11 protein-coding genes are annotated in these 11373 nt (G+C 31.2%); 4 read left to right on the top strand and 7 right to left on the bottom strand.

The annotated features are described in order from the left end of the window. Nucleotides 1-94: 94 nt before the first annotated feature. The 6 genes from Q0516_RS04675 to Q0516_RS04650 form a co-directional block, all read right to left on the bottom strand. Nucleotides 95-268, bottom strand: a complete 174-nt coding sequence (locus Q0516_RS04675) for a hypothetical protein (RefSeq protein ID WP_181965842.1) — start codon at nucleotides 266-268, stop codon at nucleotides 95-97. Between the two features lie 866 nt (nucleotides 269-1134). Continuing rightward, nucleotides 1135-1305 (bottom strand): DUF1540 domain-containing protein, encoded by a 171-nt coding sequence (locus Q0516_RS04670; RefSeq protein ID WP_083781739.1) that lies wholly within the window; start codon nucleotides 1303-1305, stop codon nucleotides 1135-1137. 78 nt (nucleotides 1306-1383) lie between these two features. Next, nucleotides 1384-2178 (bottom strand): delta-lactam-biosynthetic de-N-acetylase, encoded by a 795-nt coding sequence (pdaA, locus tag Q0516_RS04665; protein ID WP_294468789.1) that lies wholly within the window; start codon nucleotides 2176-2178, stop codon nucleotides 1384-1386. Between the two features lie 842 nt (nucleotides 2179-3020). After that, the gene (locus tag Q0516_RS04660) at nucleotides 3021-3377 is read right to left on the bottom strand and encodes a DUF2752 domain-containing protein (RefSeq protein WP_299237536.1); all 357 of its coding nucleotides are present in this window, start codon (nucleotides 3375-3377) and stop codon (nucleotides 3021-3023) included. Nucleotides 3378-3414: 37 nt separating this feature from the next. Beyond that, nucleotides 3415-3807, bottom strand: a complete 393-nt coding sequence (locus tag Q0516_RS04655) for a TM2 domain-containing protein (protein WP_257481197.1) — start codon at nucleotides 3805-3807, stop codon at nucleotides 3415-3417. 445 nt (nucleotides 3808-4252) lie between these two features. Beyond that, nucleotides 4253-4693: a hypothetical protein gene (locus Q0516_RS04650; RefSeq protein ID WP_294468788.1), complete on the bottom strand. Its 441-nt coding sequence runs from the start codon at nucleotides 4691-4693 to the stop codon at nucleotides 4253-4255. A gap of 136 nt (nucleotides 4694-4829) precedes the next feature. On the opposite strand from Q0516_RS04650, the gene Q0516_RS04645 reads away from it, so the two are divergent. The 3 genes from Q0516_RS04645 (at nucleotide 4830) to Q0516_RS04635 (ending at nucleotide 7950) form a co-directional block, all read left to right on the top strand. Then, the gene (locus Q0516_RS04645; RefSeq protein ID WP_007049457.1) at nucleotides 4830-4994 is read left to right on the top strand and encodes a rubredoxin; all 165 of its coding nucleotides are present in this window, start codon (nucleotides 4830-4832) and stop codon (nucleotides 4992-4994) included. A 119-nt stretch (nucleotides 4995-5113) separates the two neighbouring features. Continuing rightward, a complete protein-coding gene (typA, locus tag Q0516_RS04640) occupies nucleotides 5114-6943 on the top strand; it encodes a translational GTPase TypA (RefSeq protein ID WP_294468787.1) in 1830 nt (609 codons plus the stop codon). A 452-nt stretch (nucleotides 6944-7395) separates the two neighbouring features. Continuing rightward, entirely contained in the window at nucleotides 7396-7950 is a 555-nt protein-coding gene (locus Q0516_RS04635) for a YgjV family protein (RefSeq protein ID WP_294468786.1), read from the top strand. A gap of 370 nt (nucleotides 7951-8320) precedes the next feature. Here Q0516_RS04635 and Q0516_RS04630 read toward each other — a convergent pair whose 3' ends face one another. Then, a complete protein-coding gene (locus tag Q0516_RS04630; protein WP_294468785.1) occupies nucleotides 8321-8653 on the bottom strand; it encodes a helix-turn-helix transcriptional regulator in 333 nt (110 codons plus the stop codon). Nucleotides 8654-9357: 704 nt separating this feature from the next. Between Q0516_RS04630 and Q0516_RS04625 the strand changes: the two genes are divergently transcribed. After that, entirely contained in the window at nucleotides 9358-10899 is a 1542-nt protein-coding gene (locus Q0516_RS04625) for a site-2 protease family protein (protein ID WP_294468784.1), read from the top strand. Nucleotides 10900-11373: the final 474 nt, after the last annotated feature.

The following is an 11373-nucleotide window of genomic DNA, read 5'->3' as shown; positions in this document are numbered from 1 at the left end:
ATCCTTGCCAAACAGAAGTATGCAGTGTATAATATTTACATACTCCGTTTGGGGTTGGCAGTCCATGTTACTTTCATCGGTTCTGGACTGCCTTTTATTTTTTTAATTCTTCGTAGACCTTCTTTATTCCCATTCTTATGATTTCGGATTTTGTCTTTCCTGTAATGTCACTGCAGTATTTCAGCCTTGAAACATCATTTTCCGAAAGCCTTATACGTGTATTCAATGTCTTGGGATCGTCGGTCGGTCTTCCTCTTTTAGATACCAAACAAAATCACCACCTTTTATGTATCCATATAAGTATTGTATATGTTGATACATAATAAGTCAATATATATATTTTTTATTTTTCATAGAAATAAAACAATTTAAAATAAAATTCAAAATATAACCTTATTGAATACTTATATAATTTGATAGAAAAAATATATATGCTATGTAAAATTTATTGATATATTTAGGGATAAAAAAAGAAAAATCTCTCTATGGTTAGCAAAAAAATCCAACAAAATATATAGTTGAATTATTATTTGAGTAATATTAATTTATTTTCTTTTTTATCATTTTTATTAGATTACATCTATAAAAGTAAGAGTTAAATTTTTTATGTATGCGGTGTTATTGTAATTTGTGCTAATGCTCGATGTGATAGAAGCTTATTACCATGAAGAAAAGTTAAAGGATAAATTTGCGGTTGTATTTCTCGGAGGATTGGCTTTGGGATTAATATGTTTTTATCATGAATATTTAAACTATTTAAAAGGAAGAACATCTTGTTCTTCCTTTTTTAGGTTAGATTTATTTTATTGTATGACATAAAAAATCATAAACCTTATTTAAATTTTTATATCATACTTAATATTGAGCCTTAACGTACATTTTCGATTCTTGACTCAACAGTTAATAGGGGAAGGTAAATCTATTTGCTAAATATATATTTTGCAATAAGATCGTTAAATTAATCGCTTTTAACTAGGGTAGGGATAGCTTTTCATTCATAAAATGCGGGCAGCATTTTATTGAATATCTAAAAGCGTTTTAGGCTTCGCACCGTTTGGGCGAAGGCACTTTACATCCAAGTTTTTTTGATTTGAAAAACTTGACGGGTTATATGGTGGAACCCTAAACTCTTTGTTATTTACAACAGTTTTCTTTTAATTTAAAAGATTTACAGTCAGTACAAGCACATTGTGTTGGATGAGCTTCATGAGTACCTACTTTAATTGATTCTAGTGAACAATAGTTACAATCCTGACAATTGTATTCACAGCTTTTAACGTCACATTGAATAGCAGTATTTTTCATTTCATATCCTCCTGAATTTGTAATTAAGTAACTTAACGTTACATAATTAGTATGTGAAAAATGAAAAATATTATTAAACTATTTTGCAAGTTCGTCTAAACTTTTAAAGGTATATCCTTCCTCTTTGATTTTTGACAGTAAATCTCCCAGTACTTCTCCGTTGGTTTTTGAGGTGGAATGAAGAAGAAGAATGCAGCCGTTATGCAGTTTAGGAAGCACTTTATCAAATACTTCGCTGTAACTTTTTTGCTGATTGTTGTTCCAGTCGTTATATGCAAGTGACCAGAATATGGTTTTATATCCCATACTTTTTGCCATGGCTAAAGAATGTTCATTGAACGTTCCTTCCGGCGGTCTCAAATATTTTTTTATTTCCTGTCCTGTCGTCTTTTTATATAGATCCGCTAAGTCATTGACTTGCTTTTTAAATTCTTCATCGCTTACATATCTTAAGTCTTTATGTGAATATGTATGATTTGCTACGATATGTCCTTCTTTTAACATCCTTTTAACGAGTTCGGGATTTTTTTCAAGGTAGTTTCCGACCAAAAAGAATGTCGCCGGTACTTTTTGTTCTTTTAATGTATCCAATATTTTTTCTGTATAGCCGTTTTCGTATCCTGCATCAAAAGTAAGATAAATATTTTTTTCATTTTCGTTTCCCACATAAAAGGCATCATATTTTGATAATGTTTCTTTATCCGCATTTCCCACCGGCTGTTTGCCGTCGCCGTAGTTTCCCAGTCCCCATTCGGTCTTATCTATTCCCGCGCTTATCTTGTGAATAAATCCAAAACATATGACTGCGATTACTATCATCGCAATAATTCCAAATAATATAGATATAATTTTTTTTCTGTTAAGATCAATCATTGTTTATCCCTCCTAATAAAGTATATAGACAAAGTACATGTTTATGATTAATTTTTAACTTTATAATTTTAATTGATTTTGCTTTTTACTATGAATGATACTTTATATGAGAGTTTTTATTATCTATGTAATTGAAGATTTATTATGGTAACAGTGATAATTTAAAATTTTACTTTTTAATTATGGTTATTCGATATCATATATTATAGATGTATTAATGATATTATAGTTATGAAATCAGTTTGTTAGAATTATTGTTTTTAAATTTAAAAATCGTTTTTCGTTTTAGTATCCGGGCGCGGAATCTCGCGAAGCGAGGCGTAGTGCCCGGAAATTTTTTATTAAATTTTAATTCTTATTATATATTTAGTATTCCGCAAAATTCAATAAAAATGAAAAAAGACACCAAATAGGTATCTTTTTTCGAAACAAAACAATATCAATTTCAAAGGATAAAAATATAACAATAAACTTTTTTATTTATTTTTATATTTTACAAGATTTATTATAAAACCCTTAAATTAAAATAAAATGATAATAAAATTAATATTACATAAATTTTCATATAATTTTTATTAAGATTTTGTGAATATCATGTTTTCGGGGCACTACGCCTCGCTTCGCGAGATTTCGCGCCCCGTAACCAACTCAATCGTATCTTGTCTTTTATTCCCTTAAAACTAAAAAAATCCATCTCGCGACGGATTTCTTTATTAGTGTTCCAATTCTCTGTTCTAAAATACGTAATCTTTTAAAAATATATAATTTCTTTACTATTTCATTATATCACAAAAAAACACGAATTCATCACATTTAATTCAAACTTAAGAATTTTTTAATAATTAAGGAATAGTAAAAAATATCAGCCTTATAATATATGTGATGATATACAAAATAAGAATAATGATCAGTAAGGTACTCCTTGTTTTTTTACTCAGTCCCATGAATGATTTTAAATTATAATGTGCAACAAGCAGTAAAAAGGGAAGAGCAAGTAAAAACAGAGGATGATAATAAAATGCAAGCATTAAATCTCCTTTTAAAAAAGACATTAGCGCTCTTGTCGTCCCGCATGTAACGCAAGGAAAATCAAATATGTATTTTATTGGACATCCTATACCTGAAATATATATGAATATTACGTAAATCGTTAAAACCGATATTATTGGTATATGCTTTTTTATTATATCTTTCTTCATTTTGAAAATTAAAAGCCGGACATTCCGGCTCAACTTACTATAATTCTATACTGTTGTTTTGACTATCATTTTTCGGTGCTATGTACTGATAATTTCGAATAAGCGCCAGAAGACTGTTTAGGTTTTCTTCTCTTGTTGCATTTCTTATCAGGAACCAGTCTATAATAGCCCAGATACCGCATCCGCCCAGAGTGATGAGTTTAAGCACTCCGAGTGCCGTTTGTCCTATAAAAAATCTATCTATCCCCAGTGTACCGAGTCCTGCGGAAACCAATATCATTATATCCGGATCCCTTAAATCAAGCGACATAAGACCGTCCAGTGCTTCTTCGGGAAGTGCTTCCAGTCTGCTTCTTAATGTCACGAGCTGAGCGTTTGGGAAGTATTTGCCGTTAATAAGTATAAACATATCGACAGTTTCTTTTTTCATATTTTTTCCCTCCTTTTATTCTATTGAAGTATATTATAAATTAAAAAAACAATCAATGATTTTATATAATAGTTCATATAACCTTTTAATTCCTTTTATAAATAAATGATTAAAAAGTGTAAAATCCGTTTGCTCTTATAATTTAAACCGTTTTAACTATTTAAAATTATATTTTTTAAATTTAAAATATATATAATGCAATTGCAAATTTAAAATAATAATTCGAAAATGTTATAGATAAAACTTACTATATATTCTAACATATAAATACTATTTTTAATGTATCAAGGCATATCCATATTAAAAATTGTTTTATTTTTAAATAAATAATCGGTCAGGTATTTTTCTAATGGAACTATTCTTTATTGTAAGTATTTGAAACTCGTTTAAGAATATAACCTGCTATTTACCTAAAAAAGTTATTAACTAATTAAAAAAAATTGTGTTATATAATAATTAACCCAAGTATCAATAGTCCTATTATTGTAAGGATTTCTCCGAAGGACATTTGAATAAGAGTTTTTGAAAATACTTCTCTGTCTGCGATTTTGTTTACGCTGTTTCCGACAAATGTTCCTTTTATTATCATTGCCGCAAAATTCAATACCGCTATGACGGAACAAGTCCTGATGAGGTTGGTGCTTAAAATGAGTTCGAAGCTCCTTGTATAGATTATAAGACATTCCAATACTGCAAATATGATATTTGTCATACAGACTGCGTATAAAACGAATATTTTATTCTTTTCTTCCGACTCTTTATTTATATTTTCTTCGTAGGTTATAAAATCTTTTTCTTTCTTTTTATTTAAGTTTATGTACAAAACAGTATATAATGCACCTATGATACTGAATGATAAAATAATTATATATGGTAAATATCTCATGTCGTTCTCCTTTGATATAAAATATATCATAATCAGACGAACCTAACAAGTCTTAATTATGGTTATGATTAATTTTAAACAGGTTGAATAAAATAATATTTTTTTGATAAAAATATATATAAAACGGAGGTATAAAATGGCTAAATACGAATGTACATTATGCGGATATATCTATGATGAAGAACTCGGAGATCCCGATAACAATATCCCGCCGAATACAAAGTGGGAAGATGTCCCGGATACTTATGTCTGCCCTGTGTGTTTTGTTAAAAAAGACGCATTTGAAAAACTTGAAGACTAATGTCTTAAAATTGACAATAGGCTTGTATAGTGCTATAATCTATAAGTTAATGAAGATTATGGTGCTATTTTTTTGCACTTTTTATTAAATGCTCATATTATATTAAAGGAAATAAATAAATGAAAAAAGAGAATATCAGAAATATTGCTATTATTGCCCATGTAGACCATGGTAAGACGACGATCATAGATGCGATGCTCAAACAAAGCGGGACATTCAGAGATAACGAAGATGTAGACGAGAGAGTAATGGACTCCAACGATTTGGAAAGAGAAAGAGGGATAACTATCCTTGCAAAAAATACATCGGTATACTACGACGATATCAAAATAAATATCGTAGATACACCGGGACATGCGGACTTCGGCGGGGAAGTGGAAAGAAGTTTATCCCTTGTAAACGGAGTAATACTTCTTGCGGACGCTTTCGAAGGATGTATGCCTCAGACCAGATTTGTTTTAAAGAAAGCTCTGGAGCAAAACCTGCCTGTTATTATCGTTATAAATAAAGTAGACAGAGAAAATTCAACTCCCGAAAAAATCGCCGATGACGTTTTGGAACTTTTTATAGACCTCGAAGCAGATGAAAGCTATCTTGATTCAAAGATACTTTTTGCTTCCGCAAAGCAGGGCTGGGCAAGCGAAACACCTCAGAAACAAGGTGAAGGGCTCGGAGTACTTTTCAAGGCTATCAAGGATAATATACCTTGTCCTACGGGAGATGAAGAAGGCGATTTTCAGTTCCTTGTATCAAATATCGAATACGACGAATACACCGGAAGACTTGCTATCGGTAAGATAGAAAGAGGAAGTGTATCAACAAACGAAAGCGTAACTATAGCAAGAAAAGAAGGGGAAATATCAAAAGGTAAGATTTCTCAGCTTTATACTTACGAAGGGCTTAGTAAAGTCCCATGCAAGAGTGCGAGTGCGGGAGAAATCATTTGTATCGCAGGTATTGCAGATATAAATATAGGCGAGACAATCGGTTCGTCAGAAGGCGTTGAAGCAATGCCTTTCGTTGAAATCGACAAGCCCGTGCTTTCCATGAACTTTTCCGTAAATACTTCTCCTTTGGCGGGAATGGACGGAAAATATGTAACAAGCAGACATCTCAGAAACAGACTGTTCAGAGAACTTCTTTCAAATATTTCTCTTGAAGTAAAACCTACAGACAGTGCGGATACTTTCAAAGTATCGGGAAGAGGGGAACTTCATTTATCTATCCTTATAGAAAATATGCGTAGAGAAGGATACGAATTCATGGTTTCAAAACCTACGGTAATTACAAAAGTTATCGACGGAGTAAAATGTGAACCTTTTGAAAGACTTGTTATCGACGTACACGACGACCATACCGGAACCGTAATCGAAAGCTGTGCAAACAGAAAAGGGGAGCTTCTTAATATGAACAAGTCCAGCGACAGCTATACAAGACTTGAATTTATGATACCTTCCCGCGGACTTATCGGATACAGAAGTGAACTTATGACCGCGACAAAAGGAACTGCGGTAATAAACTCAAACTTTGAAAAATATATGCCATATAAAGGTGACTTCGAAGGAAGGAGCAGAGGTTCTCTTATCGCAAGCGAACCGGGAGAAAGCATTACTTACGGACTTTACAACGCACAGGAAAGAGGTTCATTGTTTATTGGACCAAACACTACGGTTTACGAAGGAATGGTAGTCGGGGAAAACTCAAGGCCCGACGATATGACGGTAAACGTATGTAAGCGTAAGCAGGTAACTAACATGCGTGCTTCGGGAAGTGATGAAACCTTAAGACTTACTCCTCACAGACAGCTTAGTTTGGAACAGTATCTTGAATTTATAAATGACGACGAACTGTTGGAAGTAACTCCAAATCATTTAAGAGTAAGAAAAGAATACTTGAATAAGCAGGACAGGATAAAAGCGGAAAATCGTAAGAAGCAGCAACAAAAATAAAATATAAGGGGCTCTGCCCCTAAAACCCCGAAAAGTTTTTTCCAAATCGAAAAAACTTTTAGAAAAACGCTTCCGCTCAAGCCGCGGAGGCTTAAATAGACTGAATTTCCTAAAATTTTCTGCCCGAAAATTTTGGAACAGTCTATACCCCCAACCCCGTAGTAGAAGTTTTACTTTTATTATGGGGTTTAGTTAATTGAATTAGTTAATCCTGTTTTTAATACCACTATATATTTTATTAAATGTGTATAATAAAATATAATTGAATAAATTTTTCAGGTAAATAGCGGGTGATATTCTTCAAATAAGTTAAAGATCTCTTTTGGCGAAGCCTCGGCACCACGCAGTGGAAGAATTTTTCTCAAAGTTTTTTTTCTTTGGAAAAAACTTTGCAGGGTATAAGGGACGGAGTCCCTTGAATGTTTGTTTCTTTGAAAAGAAAGGAAAAAATAATGAACAACATAATCATAGGCAATATAATATCATTTATAGCGGCTCTTTTTATGATGTTAAGCTGCATAGTAAACGACAGAAACAGAGTATTCATGCTTCAGTTTTTTAATTCTTTTCTTCTTGCCGTTGCTTCCTGGTTCTTTGCCTCTTATGCGGGTATAGCGGCACTTCTTATTTCATCTGTCAGGAATTATATCGTTTCGAAAGATAAATTTACAAAGAATGTTATGATAATTTTTCTTGTTATGTCCGTAATACTAGGTGCAGCAGTGAACAACAGAGGCTTTATCGGACTTATACCTATTATCGCAACAGTACAGTATACTCTCTGCAGTTATTATGTTAAAGGTGTGAAGGAGACCCGATACAGCATTTGGGCTAATCTTTTTATGTGGATAATTTATTCATTTTCTATCCTTGATTTTTCGACGGCACTGTCCGATTTAACTACACTTATTATAAATACCTTATCGATAATAAAACATAGAGGCAGAAAAGAAGCCTCGGAAAATGTATCTTTTGATGAATTTGATTATACAACAGAAGAAATATAAAAATTAAAAAGATTTTAAAGCATGGCTTGGCTGTGCTTTTTTATTATTTTCAGTTAATATATAAAGATATTATGTTATATGTTTAGTTAAATTATAAAATAAATCATTCGCTGTTTATCTAAAAAAGTTATTACCTTGTTTATAAGATAAATCTTTTTATGTAAAATGGAGATGAAGCAAATATTTTACAAAATGCGGGGAGCATTTTTCTGTTTACTATTTCAAAGAAATAAACATATTTTATTTGTAAAATATGTTGGGTATTTATACTGATAGCGTGCACAAGAGAATTTGTATCAGCAAAATTTACGAATTTAACTTAAAAAAAACTTTGCAAGTGGGTCAAGGGGCAGCGCCCCTTTTATTTTTATTATTTAATAAATATTGCACATAAGATACCTATAATTACAAGCACGACCAAAATCACTGCGATAAATTTTATATATAACATTATATATCCCGCTATTTTTTCCGTATTGGATACTTTATTTTCAATGACATTCCTTATGTCGTTGTCGGTAAGTTCATCAAGACTTATTTTATATAGTTTTGCTATTGATATGGATTGTTCTATGCTTGGTGATGTTTGTCCCGTTTCCCAGTTTGAAATGGTCTGTCTGGTCACGTTTAGTCTTTCAGCTGCCTCTTCCTGAGAGTATCCCTCTTTCTTTCTTATTGATGTCAATTTTTCATTTAAGTTCATTAGCTATTCTCCTTTTTTTATTCTATGATAGCTATAGTGATATTTTAAGTCTATCAAATATCTTTTGCAGTATGTAAAAAGGCTTTTACATGAGTAATAATAAGTTTTATTTCTTAAAATAATAGTGAATGATGTTTATATATACTCTAAAAGTCATTTGATGATTTTGATTGATTATATCATAAAAAGTATTTTTATATATTACTGCATTTTATAATACTTTATCGTTCTTATAGTACAGCTTCTTCACATATAACATTGATATATGATTTTTTTATAAAGGTTTATAATAATTTAAATATTTTTAATATGATTTTGGTAACAACAAATATAATAACTTATGTATACATTAAAGCATTAAATTTGTTAAATTATATATCATAAAGAATATCAATATTTAAAATTATTTATAAAAACTTGACTTAATAAAAGTCTAGAGTATATTTCATCTAATTAAAGGATGTAAAAGACAAGTTTCGATTTATCGTTTTTTCACTATACGTCTTTGATTATTTCATTAAATATTATAGGATATAAAAAAATAACAGATAAACTAAAACATTATAAATAAAAAATACAAAAAAGTTATTTTAATAAACCTTTTTCCTACATCAAAGGGATTAGGGGTGGAAATCCTTAATGGTTTGATAATAAACAACTATTATGTTAATATAGTAGCAAGTATTTTAAGAAGCGGTGATTAAATGAAAGATAATGATAAAAAAGGGCTTGAAACATTCGATGATTTTCTTATGCCTTATTTGACGGACGACGAGAAGATATTAAATAAAGAAAGCGATCTTGCAAAAGATGCTCTGCTTTTCGGAGGAAAAGACTTCAGTGAAGACCTAAATAAAGAAGTAGATGAAAATATTGATGAGAATGAAACTCACAATATAAATAATACTTATGAGGAAAACGATGTTCACTCTCTAAACGATAACGATAATTCTTTAGTTAAAGAAAATAATAATGTATTCGATTATGAGCGAAACGAAGGTAATCATTATGAATCGGACAGTGAAGAAAATGATAGTGATGATAAACATATTAATCAAAATGATTTAAAAATGACAAAACAAAATAACAAACAAAATAAAAGTACAAACGTGGGCGGGGGCAAGTACGATATTCTTCCAAACATGGTAATGTTATTTATTATTGCAGTCATAGTAGGTATGGTGTTTTTGAAGGGGTGGGATGTATTCCACGGCTTTGAAAGTCTTCTTTTCTTTATCGTGTGGGCGAGCATACTTGCTTATGTTTCAATAATCATTCACGAGGGCGGACATTTTCTCTTCGGACTTTTAAGCGGGTATGAATTTGCTTCATTCAGGATAGGCAATATGATGTTCGTAAAGAATAATGATAAGATAACATATAAGAGATACCATATCCCCGGGACAGGCGGGCAGTGTCTGATGATACCTCCCGATGTAAAAAATGATAAATATGATTTCCCTAATTTCTTATATTCTTTGGGCGGAGTTATACTTAACTTCATTTTCGGCGGGATATGCCTTATATTATATATTATGCTCCCTTATGTAATATTCCTATCGGAAGGACTTATCATGGGCGTTGCACTTAGCTTATACTTCGGTCTGTTGAATGGGATACCAAGAAAAATAGGCGGTATAGCTAACGACGGAGCCAATGCTTTATATTTGGATGAGGACATCAATTCAAAGAAAGCATTTTATTCTCAGCTTAAAATCAACGGTCTGCTTACAAAAGGTGTCAGACTTAAAGATATGGACGAAAAGCTTTTTGATGTAGATGAAAAAGCGGATTATCTGAACCCTCTCGTAAGTGCTATGGTGACTTTAAAGTGCAATTATCTTGTGGACAAGAAAGAATTCGACAAAGCAAGGGAACTGATTTTATATTCCCTTGATAACCTGACCGATATGTTAAGCGTTCATAAAAGTGAGCTTAGGTGTGAGCTTTTGTTTTTGGAACTTATCGGAGAATGTGATGAGTATGAAATAGACCGGCTCATGAATGATGACCTTAAAAGATATATAGAAACGACCAAGAATTATTACGTGTCGAGAAGAAGACAGCTTTATGCTTATGAACTCCTTTATAATGAGGATGAATATAAAGCAAAGGAACAGCTTGACGCATTCAAGAGGATATCTTCCTCTTACCCTTACGAAACGGAAATAGAAGGGGAGATAGAACTTCTTCATGTGGCTCATGACAGAGCGGTGGAGAGAGGTATCGTCGAAGAGGATAAATAGAGGTGTATTATCTTGAAGTTTGAACTTATAAGAAGTTTTATCTATATATTTAAAAATAATAGAAATAAATATTAAAATATAAAAAAGCCCTCGGAAATTTCCTAAGGGCTTTTTTGTTGTTTAGAATAATATTTGATTATTTAAAAACTAAAAAATGAGTGGTTTTATTTCTCTTTAAATAAAAGCTTAAAAGAAAGTATAGTTTATTTAAAAGTGATAACTCTTTTAGGTGATTATCGGGTGAACCACTTTATTAAGTTAATATTTTATTCATTGAAATCTAAGTGTATGAAGTACACAAAATAACAAACTTTCTGATTTATTATGCATCGAATTTATGTTAGCTGTATTTGAAGGTTTCTTCTTAAGTATTACCTGCAATTTCTCCAAATTACAATTATTATAAATATTTACATTATAAGTTTTATCTTAAATTAAAGTTAATAAATCTTTTAGGTAATATGTGGGTGAATG

The sequence above is a fragment of the uncultured Anaerofustis sp. genome (genome assembly GCF_938029165.1).
Classification (GTDB): Bacteria; Bacillota; Clostridia; order Eubacteriales; family Anaerofustaceae; genus Anaerofustis.
Note: the sequence above shows the minus strand (reverse complement) of the source record. Positions and strands in the feature narration are given on the sequence as shown.